Source organism: Neisseria sp. P0008.S010 (assembly GCF_051962715.1).
Lineage (GTDB): Bacteria > Pseudomonadota > Gammaproteobacteria > Burkholderiales > Neisseriaceae > Neisseria > Neisseria elongata.
Window position 1 is genome coordinate 22,156 of record NZ_JBQCVA010000020.1, and the last position, 18,078, is coordinate 40,233.

Here is an 18,078-nt window from a genome sequence, read left to right on the forward strand (position 1 = left end):
TTAAATAGACGCAGTTTACTGTATTTGCACGCCCCCATCAATTTTATTTATCCTTCAAGGCCGTCCGAACGGCTTTCAGACGGCCTGCGATTATTTTCGGCTATAATGCCGCCGTTTTTTATCGATAACCCCGTTTTTCCATGATACGTTTCGAACAAGTTTCCAAAACCTACAGAGGTGGTTTCCAGGCGCTGAAAAACGTCAGTTTCCAAATTGAAAAAGGCGAGATGATTTTTGTCGCCGGCCATTCGGGTGCAGGCAAATCGACGGTCCTCAAACTGATTGCCGGCATTACCAAACCGTCTTCCGGCAAAGTGTGGATGAACGGCCGCGACATCGGCAGCCTGAACGATAACCAAATCGGCTTCCTGCGCCAGCATATCGGCATCGTCTTCCAAGACCATAAAATCCTGTTTGACCGCAGCGTGCTGCAAAACGTCCTGCTGCCGTTGCAAATCATCGGTTACGGCCGTGCCGAAGCAGAAAAACGCGCGCGGGTGGCAATTGCGAAAGTCGGACTTGCCGGACGTGAGAACGCCGACCCCGTCACCCTTTCCGGCGGCGAACAGCAACGCCTGTGCATCGCGCGCGCCGTCGTCCACCAGCCCAGCCTGCTGATTGCAGACGAACCCTCGGCCAACCTCGACCGCGCCTACGCGCTCGACATCATGGAACTGTTCAAAACCTTTCACGAAGCGGGTACCACCGTCATCGTCGCCGCCCACGACGAAACCCTGATGGCCGATTACGGCCACCGCATTTTGCGCCTGCAGGAAGGCAGGTTTGCCTCATGAACTACTTCACCCTACACTTCGAAGCGGCCAAAAATGCCGTCCGCCAGCTGTTCAAACAACCTTTGGCCACCCTGCTGATACTCGTCATGCTGGCCATCGCCATGAGCCTGCCGCTGGCACTCTACCTCGGCGTGCAAAGCAGCCAGGCCGTACTCGGCAAACTGAACGAATCGCCGCAAATCACCCTATATATGGAACAAAACGCCGACGAAGCCGACAGCGCCGTCGTCAAAGAACTGCTTACTGCCGACAAACGGATTGAAAAAAGCGAATTTATCGGCAAGGCGCAGGGCTTGAGCGAACTGCAAACCAGCATGGGCGAGCAAGACATCGTCTCCATGCTCGACAGCAACCCGCTGCCCGACGCATTCGTCGTCAGCCCCAAACCGGGCGGCACGCCGTCTGAAATGCAGGCACTGAGGCAGGATTTGGCCAAGCTGCCGATGGTGGAATCCACCCAACTCGACACCGAATGGATGCAAACCCTCTACCAAATCGACGATTTCGTCCAAAAAGTGTTGGCCTTCCTGTCCGTTACCCTCAGCGTGGCCTTCGTTTTGGTGGCGCACAACACCATCCGCCTGCAAATCCTCAGCCGCAAAGAAGAAATCGAAATCACCAAACTCCTAGGCGCGCCGTCCTCCTTCATCCGCCGCCCCTTCCTCTATCAGGCCGTTTGGCAGAGCCTCCTGGCCGCAGGCCTGAGCCTTGCCCTGTGCGCCTGGCTGATACACGCCACCCAACCCCTGGTGGCACAGATTTTCCGCCCCTACGGCCTCAACATCGAATGGCGTTTCTTCCACACATGGGAATGGCTGTCCGTCTGCGGCATCGTCGCCGCACTCGGCATCGCCGGCGCATGGCTGGCCACACGGCAACACCTGCTCAGCTTTAAAGCCAAACGCTGACACACAGGCCGTCTGAAAACGAGCGCAGCGAGTTTCTGCGAAGCTAAAACGAGGCTTCCGTCAGGAAGCAGGGTTTCTGCAAAACAGAAACAAAAACTGCAAAATCCAAACACACTCGCCAAACCCTTTCAGACGGCCTCCCGACCCACCTACCACAGCGAGCAACCCATGCACAAACATCTCCTCCCCCTTGCCCTGATAACCGCCGCGAGCATCGTTTCCGCCGCACCGACACCCAACAACGAAATCACCCGCCGCGCCGACACAGCCGTCCTCTCGCAGCAGCACAACGCCTACACCTTCCGCACACTCGACATCAAAGACAGCCAAAACCGGCCGCACCGCATCTTCGTCGGCATTCCCAAAGCCGCCCCGCCCGCCGGCGGCTTCCCCGCCCTTTACGCACTTGACGGCAACGCCCTGCTCGAATACCTCACCCCCGACCGCCTCAAACTCCCGCCCGAACAACTGCCCGTCCTCGTCCTCATCGGCTACCCAACCGAACTGCGCTTCGATACCGCCGCCCGCGCCTACGACTACACCCCGCCCGACCCGCAAGGCAAAACCATGCCCGACCAGCTGACACCCGAACGCAGCAACGGCGGCGCACTGCAGTTCCTCAAATTCATCCTGCATCAAGTCCGGCCGCAAATCGACCGCCTCGCCCCCACCGACCCGCACAAACAAACCCTGTGGGGGCACTCCTACGGCGGCCTGTTTGTCCTCCACACCCTGTTCAACGAGCCGCAGGCCTTCACCCGCTACGTCGCCGCCGACCCCTCGCTGTGGTGGCAAAACGGCCTGATGCTGCAATACGCCGAACCGTTTTTCAGACGGCCTCCTCCAAGCAACCTGAGCCTTACCATCGAAAAAAGCGGTACAAACGACAACAAACGACCCGCCAACCCGCAACAGGCCGCCATGCTATCCCACCGCGAAGCCGTTACCCGCGCCGTACCGCCCGACAGCGCAAAACAACTGGCCGAACGCCTGCGGCAACACGGCCTGCAGGTACAATACCGCCACCATGCCGACCTCACGCACGGCGGGCTGCTGACCGAATCGTTCGAACAAACCCTGCCCGAAGCGGCCAAATAAACACAGGCCGTCTGAAAACTCTGCTTCCGCTAGGAAGCAGAGTTTCTGCGAAGCTAAAACGAGCACAGCGAGTTTCTGCGGAATCCAAACAACTTTTCCGACAAGCATCGGCGTTGTTGCGGAATCCCAATAAAACCTTTGCCGCTGCCGCAAACCTTGCCAAGCAACCGCAACCAGTCTTTTCAGACGGCCTCGGATGCCCTGCGACCCTGCCTCCAATCAGAAAGTAAAATCAATGAATGCCCAAGACGTATTGGATTTTTGGTTTGCCGAACCAAACCGCCCGTTTTGGTTTGCCAAAAACGACGATTTCGACCAACAAATCCGCAGCCGTTTTTTCCCGCTGTGGCAACAGGCGGCGGCAGGAGAACTGGCCGACTGGCGCGACACCTTGCGCGGCAGGCTGGCCGAAATCATCATACTCGACTAATTTTCGCGCAACCTGTTCCGCAACAGCCCGGCCGCCTTCGCGCAAGATTTGGCTGCCGTCTGCCTCGCGCAGGAAGCCCTCCGCCTGCCCGGATTCGCCGCCATGCAAGAAGAAGAGCGGCATTTCATACTGATGCCGCTGATGCACAGCGAAAGCCGCGCCATCCACACCCAAGCCGCCGCGCTGTTCGAACGCTACACCTCCGAAACGGCGTCGGATTTCGAATTGTGGCACAAAGCCGTCATCGACCGCTTCGGCCGTTATCCGCACCGCAATACCGTTTTGGGCCGGAAAAGCACGGCTGAGGAACAAGACTTTCTCAGCCGGCCGGGTTCGTCGTTTTAAACACAACCGCCTGCCTGCCGGAAGCGGTATTTCCCGCCGCATGGCCGATACGTTTTAGGTTAAAATGAACCTTCCTTCCCTATTTTTCAGACGGCCTCCATCATGTATTCACTACTCCGACCCCTGATTTTCCGCCTGGAACCCGAACAGGCCCACCACGCCACCCTGACCATGCTGAAGCTGGCTGCCCGTTTCGGCCTGACCGCCCCCGTGCCGCCGCGCAGCCGTCCCACCGAACTGATGGGCCTGCAGCTGCCCAACCCGGTCGGACTGGCCGCCGGACTGGACAAAAACGGCGAATACATCGACGCGCTGGCCGCACTCGGTTTCGGCTTCATCGAAATCGGCACCGTTACACCCAGGCCGCAGGACGGCAACCCGCAGCCGCGCCTGTTCCGCCTGCCCGAACAACAGGCCGTCGTCAACCGCATGGGTTTCAACAACCACGGCATCGACGCAGCCATTCGCAACATCGAAAAAAGCGCGTACCGGGGCATACTGGGCATCAACATCGGCAAAAACGCCGTTACCCCGATTGAAAATGCCGCCGACGACTATTTAATCTGTCTGGAAAAGGCCTACGCCCATGCCGACTACATCACCGTCAATATTTCCTCGCCCAACACCAAAAACCTGCGCGCCCTGCAAGGCGGCGACGAACTGACCGCCCTGCTGACCGCACTGAAAGACAAACAGGCGCAACTGGCCGCATCCCACGGCCGCTATGTGCCGCTGGCAGTCAAAATCGCGCCCGACCTGGACGAAACGCAAATCGCCGACATCGCCCATGTGGTGCAAAACGTCGAAATGGACGGCATCATCGCCACCAACACCACCATCGACAAAACAGCCTTGGGCAACCATCCGCTCGCCCAAGAACAAGGCGGCCTCAGCGGCCTGCCGGTGCGCGAAAAAAGCAATCTCGTCCTGCGCCGTTTGGCCGAAATACTGGGCAGCACCGTCCCCATCATCGGCGTAGGCGGCATCGTCTGCGGCGAAGATGCGGCGGAGAAACTGCGGCTCGGCGCAACGGCGGTCCAACTCTACAGCGGCCTGATCTACCAAGGGCCGGAGCTGGTACGCGAATGCATGGACTCCTGCCGCTGAATCAATACATCAGGCCGTCTGAAAAAGGTTTTTCAGACGGCCTTTTTTTACAGCTTTACACTTCGATTACACTCCTCTAATTTTCCCCTAATCCGAATACGGTTTAATAACACTCGTCGAAACAACATTCACCAACCGAAAGGAAAACATCATGAAAAAATTCCTCATTACCGCCATCATCGCCCTGTCTGCCGCTTCTGCTTCAGCCAACGACTACATCGAACATCAGATTTACAGCGACAAAGACTTCGAGCAAAACCGTGCCAAAGCAGTCAGAATGTTGGAGCAGCGTGGCTACCAAGTACACGAAATCGATCCCGACGACCACTGGGGCAAACCTGTACTGGAAATCGAAGCCTATAAAAACGGCCGCGAATACGACATCATTCTGTCCTATCCCGACCTGAAAATCATCCGTGAGACAATAGACTACTAATTAGTCTGCAACACATTCGAACAGGCCGTCTGAAAACCTTTTTCAGACAGCCTGTTTTCTTTTGGCAAACAACGGCGAGCGTTTATTCGATGCTCAACCGTTCCATGCGGTAACGCATCGAACGGAAACTGATGCCCAGCAGCTTGGCGGCCTGCGTGCGGTTATAGCGCGTAATTTGCAAGGCCTGCTCGATAATCGAACGCTCCAATAGGTCGAGATATTCCTGAATCTGCGTCTGACCGGGAATAAACTGCGGCAAATCGTCGAAATTCATCGGCGGCAGTTCCGCAGCATCGTCCGCAGCCGTTTCGACAACGGCTTCAGCCTGCGGCTCGGCTGGCGAACGGGCCGGCAAATCGGTGAGGCGCGGGCCGTTTCCTGCGGTCAGCTGCAAATCATCAACTTGGATGATGTTGCCGATCGTCAGGGCGATGGCGCGTTCCAAGATGTTTTCCAATTCGCGGAAGTTGCCCGGATAGCTGTATGACAACAAGGCTTCCTGTGCCTTGGGGCTGAGTTTGTAGCCGCCCGGCACGCCGTCGCGGTATTTGTTCAACAGGCGCAGAATCAGGCCGCCTAAATCCTCGCGCATCTCGCGCAGCGGGGGCATATGCAGGGTAACGACGTTGAGGCGGTAGTATAAGTCTTGGCGGAATGCGCCGCTTTCTACCAGTGCTTCCAGGTTTTTGTGGGTGGCGCAGATGATGCGCACGTCCACAGGCGTTTCTTTGGCATCACCGATGCGGCGGACGGCCTTTTCCTGAATGGCACGCAGGAGTTTGACCTGCATGGCCAACGGCAAGTCGGCAACTTCGTCGAGGAACAGCGTGCCGCCGTCGGCATGTTGGAAAAAGCCGAGACGGTCTTGGTCTGCACCGGTAAAGCTGCCTTTTTTGTAACCGAAAAATTCGCTTTCCATCAGGTTTTCGGGAATCGCGCCGCAGTTCACCGCGATAAACGGGCCGACCGTACGCGGAGACAGTTCGTGTATGCTGCGGGCAGCCTGCTCTTTACCCGAACCGGATTCGCCGGAAATGTAAACCGGCACGTTACTTCCGGCCAGGCGGCGGATTAAGTGGCGCACTTCCACCATCTGCGGCGACATACCCAAAAGGCGCGGCATATCGATATCGCCGCCGACTTCCGGCTCCGATGCCGATACCATGCCTGCTGCAGCCTGGGCATTTTGCGCCGGGGCACTGCGGAAACGCTCACGCAGGGAACTCAATGCACTCGGAGGCGTCATCGGACGGTCTATACCGCCGGAAATGCCTTTCCTGACGGTTTTCGCCGCACTTTCAGACGGCCTTGAGGGGACGGCGGCTATGGGCTGCGGCCTCGGCGGCACGGGCGGCGGTACGAATGAAGGAACAGGTTGGGCAGCCGGAGCGGGCGCAGGTGCGGCCGGTTCGGCCTGAGGCTTTTCTTCAGGTTCGTTTACTTTGACTGCCGATTTGACCAACGAACGCAGTTGCGACAGGGTAATCGGCTTTTGCAGGTAGTCGAACGCACCCTCTTTCAGTGCCTCCACCGCCTGGTCGGCATTACCGAAAGCGGTAATCACGGCCACGGGTGTATCGAGCATCAGCTTATTGATGTGCTGGACCACTTCCAAACCCGAACCATCGGGCATACGCATATCCGTCAATACCAGAGAATAGTCGTTGTTTTCCAATTTTTCTTTGGCATCGTCCACGCCGACGGCGGTATCCACCCGCAGCCCCATCTTCATCAGGGTCATTTCCATCAGGTCGCGGATGTCCGCCTCGTCGTCTACGACCAATACCGGATATTGCAGATCGTTACTCTTCATGATTGTTGTCTTTCGGTAAAATCAATTCGAATCCATTCAATTCGGGATGGTAGTGCAATTGTCCCAAGTTGGCATGAGCCAGTTCGCGGGCAACATACAGCCCCAGCCCGGTGCCGCCTTTTTCGGTAGTGAAAAACGGTTCGAACAACTGGTTGCGGATTTCGGGAGCCACACCCGGGCCATCATCCGATACCACGATCGAAACATTCAGTTTGCCACTCGGCTTAATTGATACTTGGATGGCGTCACTGCCTTTCGTACTGTGCCGCCAAGCGTTATTGCACAAGTTCCACATGATTTGCTGCACATGCATGGGATCGGCCGTAACAGTCAGATTTTTGCCCTTCATTTCCATTTTGATGCAGCCGACCGAATTCGGGTTGTTCAGTGTAAATTCCTGCTTGAATGCCAGCCAGAATTTCATCAGGTTGATGCTTTCACGGCCGAGGTTGTCTTTTTTATTCAAGGTGGAAACATCTTCCAACATCTTGTCGATACGACGAATATTACTGTCGATGATACCGTGCAGTTTCTTGCTGACCGGGTCTTCTATGTTTTCCTGCAGCAGGTCGTTGGCATGACGGATGGCAGACATCGGATTGCGGATTTCATGCGCTAGATTGGCGGTCAGCTGGCCGAGGGAAGCCAGTTTGGTTGCCATGGCTTCGGCGGCAATTTCACGCAACGAGCGCAAAAACAGCATCAGCAATTTTCCGTCTTCCTGCACCATAGGCACGGCCCGGACGTGCATGGAAAACCGATGCAGATGAATATCGGCCTCGAACGGTTTTTCAGGGTTTAACAGCCAGCGCGCAACCAAATCTTCGAAAATCGGTTCTTTATGCTCTGCCGCCAAGCCAGAAAAATAATTCTTCGCCTGACGGTTAAACAGCCATACTTTCAATTCCGGATCAATCACAATCACCGCTTCCTGCACCCGATTCAACACCAGCTGGTTCAGCCCGCGCACGCGGTTGTAATTCCGTTTGTGCTTCTTTGCCGAAGCAGTGGCATCACGCAGGAAGGCGGCACTGTATGAAGTAAGATAAGCCACGGCAAACGATGCACCAATCAGCACAATGGCGGTACCGATATTTCGGCCGTCCCATGTTTTGACATTCAAGCTCAATTGGTCGCTCAAAAACATCACGCACAGGATGCATACCGTGGTAAAACCGGCATACAGAATCGGAAACTTGCCGTAACTGAGCATACAGGATGTGGCAACAAACGGCAGCACCAGAATACCGATACCCGTCCCTATGCCGCCTGTCAGGTACACCAAGACCATAATCATCACGATATCAACGACTGCGCTGGCATTGGGCAATTTATCGTTTTCCTGCCGTACCCAATGCGGCCGGACAATCGAAATCAGGGTAATTCCGGCATAAACGGCGGCCCAAATATAGAAAATCTTCGGCGGCACCATTTTTTTCAGCCCGGCGTTTTCCGAGAAAACCGACATCATATACAGCACAAACATCGACAGCAGGATGGTCAGCCGGCAGACATTGAGCAGCCACGGAATGCGGTCTACCTGCTCGTTCCATTCTTCGGTTTTCGGGAAAAAAGATTTATCCATATTCGTATCGGTTTCGCAATCGTTCTGTCGGTTATTCCGGTAATGTTTTCGATAGGATTATCGCACGGCGGCTTTCGCCGCGCTTTCAGACGGCCTCGGCGGTTAATCGCCCGCCTTAATGGTTTTCAGACGGCCTGATACGTCCAAAACTTTCCCTTTTTTACCACGTTTGCCGTCGATGTCGCGGATGCGCAGGCGTTCTTGGTGGACTGCGCCGCGCCTGCCGACGGTTTCGACGGTAAATTCGGCGGAGGAAATCACGGCGGTGTGTTCCAGCGATGCGCCGTCGGTCAACGACATCAACTGCAAACCGCGTCCTTTGGGCATGACTTTGAGTTCGCCGATGGAAAATGCCAAGAGGCGGTGGTCGCTGCTGGCCAGTACGATTTTGCAGTCGGGATTGATGAGCGAGGAAGCATAGACGGCAATCGGCGGCAGGACGGTTTCGCCACTGTCCACAGTCATCACCACTTTGCCCGCTTTCACGCGTCCGACCATATCGCCCAGCTTGGCGATGAAGCCGTAGCCGCCGCTGCCTGAGAGCAGATAGTGCTGTTCGGGCTGTCCGGTGAGCATAGCGACGGGTTTCGCTCCGTTTTGCAGCTCGATTAACGATGAAACCGGCACGCCGTCGCCGCGTCCGCCTGGGATTTCGGCGGCATCGAGCGTGTAGGTTCTGCCCAATGAATCAAGGATGACGACGGGCAAAACGGTGCGACCTTCGAGGGTTTGTTTGAGGCGGTCGCCTTCTTTGAACGCGGTCTGGCTCAAATCGAGGTTGTGTCCGGCACGGCTGCGTATCCACCCTTTTTCCGACAGAATCAGCGTGATGGGCTCGTCGGCGGTGGTCTGTGTCAGCACGGCGCGTCCGGCTTCTTCCACCAGCGTGCGGCGCGCGTCGCCGAACTGCTTCATGTCCGCCTGCATCTCTTTGATAATCAGCTTGCGTTTTTCGTTTTCGTCGCCCAAAAGGATATTCAGACGACCTTGTTCCTCGCGCAATTCATTCAATTCTTTTTCGAGTTTGAACCCTTCCAAACGCGCCAGCTGACGCAGGCGGATTTCCAAAATGTCTTCCGCTTGGATTTCGGTCAGCCCGAACGCCGCCATCAGGTCGGTTTTCGGTTCGTCTGATTCGCGGATAACTTTAATCACTTCGTCAATGTGCAAAAAGACTTTCAGACGGCCTTCGAGGATGTGCAGCCGTTTTTCCACTTGGTTCAAACGGAATTTCAGACGGCGTGTTACGGTAACGACGCGGAAATCCAGCCATTCCTGCAAAATCGTTTTCAGGTTTTTCTGCGCGGGGCGGTTGTCCAGCCCCATCATCACCAAGTTCATGGACACATTGCCTTCCAGCGAAGTCTGCGCCATCAGCGTGTTGATGAAGGTATCCGTATCGATGCGGCTGGATTTCGGTTCGAACACAAGGCGCACGGGATGTTCGCCGTCGGACTCGTCGCGCACGCGGTCGATTAAATCCAGCATCAGCTTTTTGGTGTTGAGCTGGTCTTGGTTGAGCTGCTTTTTACCTGCTTTCGGTTTCGGGTTGGTCTGTTCTTCGATTTCCGCAAGGATTTTGGCGGAGTTGGCGTTTGGCGGCAGCTCGGTCACAATCACGCGCCATTGTCCGCGCGCCAGCTTCTCGATTTCATAACGCGCACGCACGCGCACGCTGCCCTTGCCGGTTTCGTAAATCCGACGCAATTCGTCCGCCGGCGTGATGATTTGACCACCGCCGGCAAAATCGGGCGCGGGGATGTACTGCATCAGGTCGGCGGTTTCCAGGGTCGGCTTTTTCAACAGCGCAATCGCCGCCTGCGTGACTTCGTTCAAATTGTGCGACGGAATTTCGGTCGCCATGCCTACCGCGATACCTGACGCACCGTTGAGCAACACCATAGGCAGGCGGGCGGGCAGGTGCAGCGGTTCGTCAAACGCGCCGTCGTAGTTCGGCACGAAATCCACCGTCCCCTGATTGATTTCGGACAACAGCAATTCTGCAATCGGCGTCAGCCGCGCTTCGGTGTAACGCATCGCCGCCGCCCCGTCGCCGTCGCGCGAACCGAAGTTACCGATGCCGTCGATTAAGGGGTAGCGCAAGGTAAAATCCTGCGCCATGCGCACCATTGCTTCATAGGCAGAACTGTCGCCGTGCGGGTGGTATTTACCCAAAATCTCACCGACCACGCGCGCCGATTTCACCGGCTTCGCCCCCGCCGTCAAACCCATATCGCGCATGGCAAACAAAATGCGCCGCTGCACGGGCTTCTGGCCGTCTGAAACTTCAGGCAGCGCGCGGCCTTTGACCACGCTCATGGCGTATTCGAGATAGGCGCGTTCGGCGTACTGACCTAATAGCAGGTAGTCTTCACCGACGGGAGATGGGACGGAAACGTGTTCGTTCATGTACAAAAAATCGGGTAAACAAAAGTTAAGGGACGGTATTGTAAAGCAAATACCTCTTTTTGGCATCGGTATGCGGAATCAGGCATGAGGCCGTCTGAAAAAACCGCACATGGTTTTCAGACGGCCTCATGATGTCGGGCGGATGCTTACACGCCCATTAAGGGAATCAGCAGCGGCACTAAAACTGCGGTCAATACACCGTTGAAAATCAGCCCGAGGCTGGCATAGGCGGCAAACTTTTTCCCGCGCTCCAACGAGGCGGCAATGCCCATCGCGTGCGAGGCCGAACCCATCGACATCCCTTGCGACATCGGCTTGGTCAGCGTACCCGCGCTCATGATGCGGTAACCCGCCATCTGCCCGATCATGCCGGCGGCGATAACGGTGGCGGCGGTGATGGCGGGAATCCCGCCTATGCTTTGGGTGATTTCGATGGCAATCGGATTGGTGACCGATTTGGCGGCCAGGCTCAACACCACATCGCGCCCCGCGCCCATAAATTTGGCGATATACACCGCGCTGACGATGCCGGTAACGCTGCCCACGGCCTGCGACAGCACAATCGGCAGCCATTGGCGGCGGATTTTGTCCCAATTCAAATAAAGCGGCACGGCCAGCCCGACCACCACCGGCTTGAGCCAGAAATCGATAAACTGCGCCGCATTGTGATAGGCGGCGTAATCTATGCCCGCAAGTTTCAAATAAAGGATGACGACGGCGGTGGTGCACACCACGGGATTGACAAACATGCTGCCGGTACGCGCCCGCAGCAGGTTGACCGCCCAATAAAACGTAATCGTCAGCCACAGCAACACAATCGGATGGCGCAACATTTCCATTTCAACGCCTCCGCAGCAGTTCGTGGGTCTTGCCGGTGGCGAACATCACCGCCAGCGTGCTGAACAGCGTGGATGCCGCAATCGCCCAAAAATCCTCGGCCAGCAAATCGAAATACCCCATCACCGCGACGCAGGGCGGCACGAGGAACAGCGAAAGGTTGGCCATCATCACGTCCACCAACCCCTGAAGCCAGGCCGCCTTCACCCACTTCATGTGCAGCGAAACAAACAGCAAAGCCATGCCGATGATGCTGCCGGGCAGTTTCATGCCCGTAAAATGAATCACGGCCTCCCCCAAGGCGAGGAAGCCGAAAATAATGCTGAGCGCGCGTATCAGGTGCATGGATGTGTCCTCTAATAAATCGATGTTTTTCTTATCGGCCGAACAAAAGGCGGCCCGAATGCGATTTACTATAGCCGCCCGCTTAACAAAAGGCAACACGGCGGCAACCTGTCCCGACACAGAGAGAGGCCGTCTGAAAACCGCATTTCGGGTTTTCAGACGGCCTCCAAACCGGATTCAAAGCAGGCTTATTTGCGCGCCTGAGCCTTTTTCTCCGCCGCTTCCAAACGCGCGGCCACATAATCCACCATCAAATCCTTCTTCTCCCAGAAAAAGGTTTGCATTTTTTGCAGCGAATAAATGCGGCGTACCATGCCCGGCAAACCCTCATGGATAATCGCGGCCACCAACTTATTGGTCTCCTCCGCGTCCATCGCCGTTTTCAGGTCTATACCGCGCTCGGCCAAAAAGGCATTCAAATTCTTAACTACGCCGCCGTGGATTTCAAACTGGTTCAACATAACGCCTTCCCTTATGGATTTGGTTTAAGGACGCCCATTTTAACAAAATCCGCCCCTGCCTACTATATAATGCCGCCCGACCCGTATCACGGGCAGAAAGGCCGTCTGAAAATGTATCCCTGGTTTAAACTGCTGCACCTCTTCTTCATCATCTCCTGGTTTGCCGGACTTTTCTACCTGCCGCGCATCTATGTGAACCTCGCGCAGGTGGAAGACACCGAATCCGCCGAATACCGCCGCCTGCTCGAAATGTCGCGGCGGCTGATGCGCTTCATGACCCCGCTGGGCATCGGAGCCGCCCTGTTCGGCATCCTCATCCCCTTCGCCACCGGCTGGTGGGTTTACGGCTGGGTACACCTCAAACTCACGCTCGGCCTCCTCCTCCTCGCCTACCACGCCTACTGCGCCCGCCTGCTGCACGACTTCGCCGCCCGCCGCAACCGCCGCAGCCACAAATGGTACCGCGTCTTCAACGAAATACCCGTCCTGATGATGATTGCCGCACTTTACCTCGTTATATTCAAACCATTCTGAAAGGCCGTCTGAAAATGACCATCGAAATAGAACGCCGCTTCCTCCCCGCAAACGACGGCTGGCGCGCCGAAGCCGGCGAACCCGAACTGCTCGCCCAAGGCTACCTCAGCGTCGAAAAAGAACGCACCATCCGCGTCCGCATCATCGGCAACCAAGCCTGGCTGACCCTGAAAGGCTACATTTCCGACATCACCCGCAGCGAATACGAATACGAAATCCCCCTCGAACACGCACGCGGAATCATGGACACCATGTGCCCGTTCACACTGGAAAAACACCGCTACACCGTCCGGCACGGCGGCTTCACCTTCGAAATCGACGAATACTTCGGCGCAAACGCCCCGCTCGTCGTTGCCGAAATCGAACTGCTCGCCGAAGACACCCCCTTCGAACGCCCGTCCTGGCTGGGCCGCGAAATCACCGCCGACGGCCGCTACACCAACGCCTACCTGAGCAAACACCCCTATTCCGACTGGACGCCGCAGGAGCGTGAAGCCTGAAACCGCAGCACACGGATGACGAAACCGCCGGCACACATTATCATAGCCGCCGTCCCAACCGACATTTAAGGAAAACACCATGTACGAAGTAAACCGAAGCCTCTTCCTGCTGATTCCCCGCGAACCCTTCTGGCACTGGCTGCACAGCATAGGCACCGACCTTTCCGACTTCACCCTCGAAGACCTGCAAGACGATGCCAACGCCTACCTCACAGACCCCTGCGACAACACAGACGAAATCTGGGACAGCATCGAAGGCCGCGTCGAAGAAATCTTCGCCGCCGAACTGGCCGACTGGTGCGAAGACGACAGCCTGTGGCCCGACCTCCACCCCGACATCTTCGCCGAATGGTTCGACATCCGCACCGCCACAGTCGTTACCGACCTCACCGCCGAACCGCTCGCACGCGAAGCCTTCCAACCGCTGGATTTAGACTGAAAATGAGCGACACCGCCATCCGCATCCGCAACTACCACCTCGACGGATACGGCCACGTCAACAACGCGCGCTACCTCGAATTCCTCGAAGAAGCGCGCTGGCATTTTTTCGAACGGCACAACCTGCTCGCCGACTTGGGCGGCATTTCCATCCTTGTCGCCCGTGCCGACATCCGCTACCTGCGCCCCGCCGCCGAAGGCGACACCCTCCTCATCCGCAGCAGCATCCGCACACTCGAACCGGGGCGCACCGTCATCCGCCAAACCGCAACCCTGGCGCATAACGGAAAAACCGCCGTTCAGGCCGACATCACCGTCGTCCCCGTTTCAGACGGCCGCGGCACCTGCTTCCCGCCCGACGTTTACAACCTCCTGCAACAACTGCAAAACCGCCAACCATGAAAAAACTCATCCCCGTCGCCGCAGCCGCCCTCATCGCCGGCCTGCTGGCCTTCGTCCTGATACCCGCCAAACCGGCCGCCCCCGCCTTTTCCCTAACCAGCCTCGACGGCCGCCCCGTAAACAACAGCACCCTGAACGGCAAAGTCAGCTTCATCAATTTCTGGTATCCCTCCTGCCCCGGCTGCGTCAAAGAAATGCCCCTGGTCATCAAAATGGCGCACGACTACCAATCGCGGCCGGACTTCCAAGTCATCGGCATCTCCCTGCCCTTCGACCCCCTCCCCGCCGTACAAACCTACGCCGCCGAAAAAGGCATGAACTTCACCGTCGCCTACGACGGCGGAAAAACCGCCGCCACGGCTTTCGGCACGCAGGTTTACCCGACTTCCGTCCTCATCAACAAAAAAGGCGAAGTCTTGAAAACCTTCGTCGGCGAACCCGACTTCGCCGAACTCTACCGCCAAATCGACGAAGAACTGGCAAAATAACTCCGAAACCAAACAGAGGCCGTCTGAAAACACCTTTCAGACGGCCTCTTGCCTTCTTCAAACCCCTCAAGATTCTTGTGTATCCACATCCACCGACCATCTGATTTTGCCGTCGCGGTTTTGCTGCAACACCTGCACCCACAAACTCACGGCGCGGTGCAAATCCTGTCGGGATGTTGATTCAAGGAAGATTTGCGCGCGTTCGCGTTCGGCGAGGCGCACCATCAGCATGGGTGCGGCGCCGAACTGGGAAACGCTTTCGGGCAAGAGCGGGGCGAGGGTTTCTTTGGCGGCGTTGAGAAACTCCATCGCATCGGCAACGCGCGGCGCGTCGGCGCGGAAGGCAGTCTGAAAACCGAAGGGCGGCATGGCGAACATTTGCCGTTCGTTCAATTCGTTTTCGGCAAACACGGCGTAGTCCTGCGCTTTGACGGCGGCGAAGACGGGATGTTCGGGCAGTTGGGTCTGTATCAACACCTTGCCGGGTTTGTCGGCGCGCCCCGCCCTACCGGACACTTGCATCAGCTCGGCGAACAGCCTTTCCGGCGCGCGGAAGTCCGCGCTGTACAGGCTGCCGTCGGCGTTCAATACGATAACGAGGTTAAGCCGCGCAAAATCATGGCCTTTGGCGAGCATCTGCGTACCGACCAGAATGTCGATTTCGTTGTCAGCGATGCGGCGGTACAAATCCGCCCAGTCGTTTTTGTGCGCGGTGCTGTCCCTGTCGACGCGGACGACGGCGGCCTTGGGCAGGAAGGCGCGCAGGGTTTCTTCGACGCGCTGCGTGCCGTGGCCGACGGCGGTCAGGTCTTGGTTGCCGCAGTCGGGGCATTTGAACGGGATGGGTTCGCGGTGGTCGCAGTGGTGGCAGCGCAGTTGGCGGGCGCGTTGGTGCAGCACCATTTTGGCGGAGCAGTTCGGGCAGCCGAAGGTATGGCCGCAGTCGCCGCAAAACAGCGCGGGCGCGAAACCGCGACGGTTGAGGTACACCAGCGACATGCCGCCCGCTTCGAAGTTCTGTTTCAACAGCTGCAAGGCTTGCGGTGAGAAGCCGTTGTCGAGTTTCAGACGACCCACGTTGAGGATGTCCACTTGCGGCAGTTGCGCAGCGGTATAGGCGCGTTCGGTCAGTCGCAGCAGGCGGTACGCGCCGCTTTGCGCTTTGTGCCAACTCTCTAGGCTGGGCGTGGCGCTGCCCAAGACGACGGGACAGCCGCTCTGCTTCGCCCGCCACACCGCCAAATCGCGGGCGTGGTAGCGCAATTCGTTGTCCTGTTTGAACGAGCCGTCATGTTCCTCATCGACCACAATCAGCCCGACATCATCCATCGGCGTAAACACCGCCAGCCGCGTGCCAATCACCAGCTTCGCCTGCCCCAACATGGCGCGCAGATAATCCTGCGTGCGCTTGCCTGCCGCCATCTGGCTGTGCAACACGGCGGTCGGCACGTCGGCAAAACGGTTTTCCACCCGCTTCAAAAGCTGCGGCGTGAGATTAATTTCGGGCAACAGAAACAACACCTGCCGCCCCTGCGCCAACACTTTCGCCATCGCATCGAAATAAACCTCGGTCTTGCCGCTGCCGGTGATGCCGTACAGCAGAAACGGCTGGAAGCTGCCGAAGGCCGTCTGAATTTCATCGGAAGCCTTCTGCTGGTCGGCGTTGAGCTGAAATTCAGACGACCTTAAGATAGGCTTCGAGGCTTCCGCAGTTTCAATCCAGCCCTGCTCCGCCCAATCCTCAATCAATTTCGCCGCCTGTGCGTTCACCTGCTTCAACGCCGCCATCGTCATTCCGCCCGACAGCAGCGCGTCCCACAAAGCCGCTTTTTTGTTGAACCGCGCCGGCGGCGGCATTTGCGCCCTGCCCGCTTCGTTCAACGCATAAAACAATGGCGGCTGCGGCATTTCCACCGCGCGCGTTTCCTTCAAACCCTGCGGCAGCGCGGCAAACACCGCCTGCCCGGTCGGATAGTGGTAATAACGCGACGTAAACGCCAACAAATCACGCCAGCTTTCGGGCAGCGGCGGCCCGTCCGAAAAGGTCGTTTGAACACCCAAAATCCGCGCCGCATCCATATCGGGCGCAATATCCGTTTCCCACACAATCCCGACCACGGTCTTGTTGCGGAAAGGCACAAGCACCCGCGCGCCCTGCGGCAGCGGCTCGGAATGGGAATAAGTCAAAAGGCCGTCTGAAAGCGGCACGTTTACGGCGATGCGGTGGTAGATCATGGTGTGTAAAAAATGTTTGAGGCCGTCTGAAAAAACGGAAGCTATTTGCACAAATACAAACAGTCTTTATCTAAGGTAAAGCCGTAACCCTGTTTCCACAAATCGAAATAAGGACGGAGAAAATCGCTGTCAGGTTTGGTGTGGTAAAGCGGGTATTGCAGATAGGCGGACAGGTAATAATCGCAATTTATAGAATAATAGGCTTCGGCCAACACTTGTTCGGGGCTGTTGTAATCTGTATTGCTAATCCGCCATTCACCAAATGCTTCTCCAAACAATTCCTGAGTATCATTAAACTCTTCCGCAGGTTCGCCAAAACGTATCTGTTTATCCGTAAAATTTTCATTTGTCGCAAAAAAAGGTTTTCAGACGGCCTGTATCTGCCCGGGCAGGCCTGTCCCGATTGGCATCGGATACTTTATATGCCTTTGCGATAAATCAGTTTCCAGCCGTTTTTTTCTTGAAGGCACGGCACGGGCGGGGATATTATCTTTCCGGCTGTTTCTTGGCAAATCCGCCCGAGCGCGAAATAAAGGGCCGAAAGGAAGGCTTATGAAAGCAGACAAATACCGCCGTTTCGACGACCCGTTCCGGCCGTCCGGCAATCCTGCCGACTGCCGCCGTTGCGGTTGCCCGTCCGCCAATCCGTCACCGCCCGATTGCCGCTTCGTCCGTTGCGCGTGTGCCTGCGGCGACAATCCCGACGACAAAAGCCTCATGCCGCCCGCAGCCGTAATCAAAACAGATAAGGTGTAGAAAATAACCGCGTTGTTTACACCACAGATTGAGAAAAGTAAGCCTGCAAGACCTCGAACGGCGTATTACCGTCCAAGCTGCCGTGCGGCTTCACGGTGTTATAAAAGTTCACAAATCGGCACAGCTCCTTTTGCCGGTGTTCCGGACTGTCAAAACT

At 56.8% G+C, this 18,078-nt stretch carries 20 protein-coding genes and 1 pseudogene; 12 read left to right on the forward strand and 9 right to left on the reverse strand.

Annotated features, from left to right (window positions below; genetic code table 11):
* The first annotated feature begins 140 nt into the window (after positions 1 to 140).
* From ftsE to ACTHSL_RS06805, 6 genes and pseudogenes are all read left to right on the forward strand, one after another.
* Entirely contained in the window at positions 141 to 794 is a 654-nt protein-coding gene (ftsE, locus tag ACTHSL_RS06780; RefSeq protein WP_003769425.1) for a cell division ATP-binding protein FtsE, read from the forward strand.
* On the forward strand, positions 791 to 1,702 hold the full coding sequence (ftsX, locus tag ACTHSL_RS06785) for a permease-like cell division protein FtsX (RefSeq protein ID WP_440380832.1): 912 nt from the start codon (positions 791 to 793) through the stop codon (positions 1,700 to 1,702). Before ftsE ends, ftsX begins: the two co-directional genes overlap by 4 nt.
* 168 nt (positions 1,703 to 1,870) lie before the next feature.
* Positions 1,871 to 2,800 (forward strand): alpha/beta hydrolase, encoded by a 930-nt coding sequence (locus ACTHSL_RS06790; protein WP_440380833.1) that lies wholly within the window; start codon positions 1,871 to 1,873, stop codon positions 2,798 to 2,800.
* 235 nt (positions 2,801 to 3,035) lie between these two features.
* Positions 3,036 to 3,575 (forward strand): annotated as a pseudogene (locus tag ACTHSL_RS06795) (DUF924 family protein).
* A 102-nt stretch (positions 3,576 to 3,677) separates the two neighbouring features.
* Positions 3,678 to 4,682 (forward strand): quinone-dependent dihydroorotate dehydrogenase, encoded by a 1,005-nt coding sequence (locus tag ACTHSL_RS06800; RefSeq protein ID WP_440380834.1) that lies wholly within the window; start codon positions 3,678 to 3,680, stop codon positions 4,680 to 4,682.
* 151 nt (positions 4,683 to 4,833) lie between these two features.
* Positions 4,834 to 5,118: a PepSY domain-containing protein gene (locus ACTHSL_RS06805; protein ID WP_440380835.1), complete on the forward strand. Its 285-nt coding sequence runs from the start codon at positions 4,834 to 4,836 to the stop codon at positions 5,116 to 5,118.
* An 82-nt stretch (positions 5,119 to 5,200) separates the two neighbouring features.
* On the opposite strand, the gene ACTHSL_RS06810 is transcribed toward ACTHSL_RS06805, so the two are convergent.
* From ACTHSL_RS06810 to ACTHSL_RS06835, 6 genes are all read right to left on the reverse strand, one after another.
* Positions 5,201 to 6,931 carry a sigma-54-dependent transcriptional regulator gene (locus ACTHSL_RS06810; RefSeq protein WP_440380836.1) on the reverse strand — a complete coding sequence of 577 codons (1,731 nt, stop codon included), beginning with the start codon at positions 6,929 to 6,931 and terminating at the stop codon, positions 5,201 to 5,203.
* Positions 6,921 to 8,516 carry a two-component system sensor histidine kinase NtrB gene (locus tag ACTHSL_RS06815; protein ID WP_440380837.1) on the reverse strand — a complete coding sequence of 532 codons (1,596 nt, stop codon included), beginning with the start codon at positions 8,514 to 8,516 and terminating at the stop codon, positions 6,921 to 6,923. The genes ACTHSL_RS06810 and ACTHSL_RS06815 overlap by 11 nt, the downstream gene beginning before the upstream one ends.
* A gap of 102 nt (positions 8,517 to 8,618) precedes the next feature.
* Positions 8,619 to 10,925, reverse strand: coding sequence for a DNA topoisomerase IV subunit A (parC, locus tag ACTHSL_RS06820; protein WP_440380838.1), 2,307 nt, complete (start codon positions 10,923 to 10,925; stop codon positions 8,619 to 8,621).
* A gap of 146 nt (positions 10,926 to 11,071) precedes the next feature.
* Positions 11,072 to 11,764 (reverse strand): LrgB family protein, encoded by a 693-nt coding sequence (locus ACTHSL_RS06825; protein ID WP_049252947.1) that lies wholly within the window; start codon positions 11,762 to 11,764, stop codon positions 11,072 to 11,074.
* Between the two features lies 1 nt (position 11,765).
* Positions 11,766 to 12,107: a CidA/LrgA family protein gene (locus ACTHSL_RS06830; RefSeq protein ID WP_040665497.1), complete on the reverse strand. Its 342-nt coding sequence runs from the start codon at positions 12,105 to 12,107 to the stop codon at positions 11,766 to 11,768.
* Positions 12,108 to 12,295: 188 nt separating this feature from the next.
* Positions 12,296 to 12,568 (reverse strand): hypothetical protein, encoded by a 273-nt coding sequence (locus ACTHSL_RS06835; protein WP_074894888.1) that lies wholly within the window; start codon positions 12,566 to 12,568, stop codon positions 12,296 to 12,298.
* Between the two features lie 111 nt (positions 12,569 to 12,679).
* Here ACTHSL_RS06835 and ACTHSL_RS06840 point away from each other — a divergent pair, with 111 nt between their 5' ends.
* The 5 genes from ACTHSL_RS06840 (at position 12,680) to ACTHSL_RS06860 (ending at position 14,930) form a co-directional block, all read left to right on the forward strand.
* A complete protein-coding gene (locus tag ACTHSL_RS06840) occupies positions 12,680 to 13,102 on the forward strand; it encodes a CopD family protein (protein WP_107885386.1) in 423 nt (140 codons plus the stop codon).
* A 14-nt stretch (positions 13,103 to 13,116) separates the two neighbouring features.
* On the forward strand, positions 13,117 to 13,602 hold the full coding sequence (locus tag ACTHSL_RS06845) for a CYTH domain-containing protein (protein WP_440380839.1): 486 nt from the start codon (positions 13,117 to 13,119) through the stop codon (positions 13,600 to 13,602).
* Positions 13,603 to 13,681: 79 nt separating this feature from the next.
* Positions 13,682 to 14,041: a VacJ gene (locus ACTHSL_RS06850; RefSeq protein WP_107971539.1), complete on the forward strand. Its 360-nt coding sequence runs from the start codon at positions 13,682 to 13,684 to the stop codon at positions 14,039 to 14,041.
* 2 nt (positions 14,042 to 14,043) lie between these two features.
* Positions 14,044 to 14,442 carry an acyl-CoA thioesterase gene (locus tag ACTHSL_RS06855; protein WP_440380840.1) on the forward strand — a complete coding sequence of 133 codons (399 nt, stop codon included), beginning with the start codon at positions 14,044 to 14,046 and terminating at the stop codon, positions 14,440 to 14,442.
* Positions 14,439 to 14,930, forward strand: a complete 492-nt coding sequence (locus tag ACTHSL_RS06860) for a TlpA family protein disulfide reductase (protein ID WP_440380841.1) — start codon at positions 14,439 to 14,441, stop codon at positions 14,928 to 14,930. The genes ACTHSL_RS06855 and ACTHSL_RS06860 overlap by 4 nt, the downstream gene beginning before the upstream one ends.
* A gap of 66 nt (positions 14,931 to 14,996) precedes the next feature.
* Here ACTHSL_RS06860 and ACTHSL_RS06865 read toward each other — a convergent pair whose 3' ends face one another.
* Both ACTHSL_RS06865 and ACTHSL_RS06870 read right to left on the reverse strand, forming a co-directional pair.
* Entirely contained in the window at positions 14,997 to 17,165 is a 2,169-nt protein-coding gene (locus ACTHSL_RS06865) for a primosomal protein N' (RefSeq protein WP_440380844.1), read from the reverse strand.
* Between the two features lie 41 nt (positions 17,166 to 17,206).
* Entirely contained in the window at positions 17,207 to 17,443 is a 237-nt protein-coding gene (locus tag ACTHSL_RS06870; protein WP_440380842.1) for a hypothetical protein, read from the reverse strand.
* A 274-nt stretch (positions 17,444 to 17,717) separates the two neighbouring features.
* Here ACTHSL_RS06870 and ACTHSL_RS06875 point away from each other — a divergent pair, with 274 nt between their 5' ends.
* The gene (locus tag ACTHSL_RS06875; RefSeq protein WP_440380843.1) at positions 17,718 to 17,921 is read left to right on the forward strand and encodes a hypothetical protein; all 204 of its coding nucleotides are present in this window, start codon (positions 17,718 to 17,720) and stop codon (positions 17,919 to 17,921) included.
* Between the two features lie 16 nt (positions 17,922 to 17,937).
* On the opposite strand, the gene ACTHSL_RS06880 is transcribed toward ACTHSL_RS06875, so the two are convergent.
* Positions 17,938 to 18,078: integrase core domain-containing protein (locus ACTHSL_RS06880; protein WP_440380845.1), on the reverse strand; the 141-nt coding region annotated here is incomplete at its 5' end.

What these genes read in the sequence shown, in the direction of transcription:
- ACTHSL_RS06810 (WP_440380836.1), bottom strand. Translation starts at nt 6,931, where the DNA reads ATGAAGAGTAACGATCTGCAATATCCGGTATTGGTCGTAGACGACGAG.
- ACTHSL_RS06815 (WP_440380837.1), bottom strand. Translation starts at nt 8,516, where the DNA reads ATGGATAAATCTTTTTTCCCGAAAACCGAAGAATGGAACGAGCAGGTA.
- ACTHSL_RS06875 (WP_440380843.1), top strand. Translation starts at nt 17,718, where the DNA reads ATGAAAGCAGACAAATACCGCCGTTTCGACGACCCGTTCCGGCCGTCC.
- ACTHSL_RS06865 (WP_440380844.1), bottom strand. Translation starts at nt 17,165, where the DNA reads ATGATCTACCACCGCATCGCCGTAAACGTGCCGCTTTCAGACGGCCTT.
- ACTHSL_RS06800 (WP_440380834.1), top strand. Translation starts at nt 3,678, where the DNA reads ATGTATTCACTACTCCGACCCCTGATTTTCCGCCTGGAACCCGAACAG.
- ftsE (WP_003769425.1), top strand. Translation starts at nt 141, where the DNA reads ATGATACGTTTCGAACAAGTTTCCAAAACCTACAGAGGTGGTTTCCAG.
- ACTHSL_RS06860 (WP_440380841.1), top strand. Translation starts at nt 14,439, where the DNA reads ATGAAAAAACTCATCCCCGTCGCCGCAGCCGCCCTCATCGCCGGCCTG.
- ACTHSL_RS06835 (WP_074894888.1), bottom strand. Translation starts at nt 12,568, where the DNA reads ATGTTGAACCAGTTTGAAATCCACGGCGGCGTAGTTAAGAATTTGAAT.
- ACTHSL_RS06840 (WP_107885386.1), top strand. Translation starts at nt 12,680, where the DNA reads ATGTATCCCTGGTTTAAACTGCTGCACCTCTTCTTCATCATCTCCTGG.
- ACTHSL_RS06845 (WP_440380839.1), top strand. Translation starts at nt 13,117, where the DNA reads ATGACCATCGAAATAGAACGCCGCTTCCTCCCCGCAAACGACGGCTGG.
- ACTHSL_RS06825 (WP_049252947.1), bottom strand. Translation starts at nt 11,764, where the DNA reads ATGGAAATGTTGCGCCATCCGATTGTGTTGCTGTGGCTGACGATTACG.
- ACTHSL_RS06850 (WP_107971539.1), top strand. Translation starts at nt 13,682, where the DNA reads ATGTACGAAGTAAACCGAAGCCTCTTCCTGCTGATTCCCCGCGAACCC.
- ACTHSL_RS06830 (WP_040665497.1), bottom strand. Translation starts at nt 12,107, where the DNA reads ATGCACCTGATACGCGCGCTCAGCATTATTTTCGGCTTCCTCGCCTTG.
- ACTHSL_RS06790 (WP_440380833.1), top strand. Translation starts at nt 1,871, where the DNA reads ATGCACAAACATCTCCTCCCCCTTGCCCTGATAACCGCCGCGAGCATC.
- parC (WP_440380838.1), bottom strand. Translation starts at nt 10,925, where the DNA reads ATGAACGAACACGTTTCCGTCCCATCTCCCGTCGGTGAAGACTACCTG.
- ftsX (WP_440380832.1), top strand. Translation starts at nt 791, where the DNA reads ATGAACTACTTCACCCTACACTTCGAAGCGGCCAAAAATGCCGTCCGC.
- ACTHSL_RS06805 (WP_440380835.1), top strand. Translation starts at nt 4,834, where the DNA reads ATGAAAAAATTCCTCATTACCGCCATCATCGCCCTGTCTGCCGCTTCT.
- ACTHSL_RS06855 (WP_440380840.1), top strand. Translation starts at nt 14,044, where the DNA reads ATGAGCGACACCGCCATCCGCATCCGCAACTACCACCTCGACGGATAC.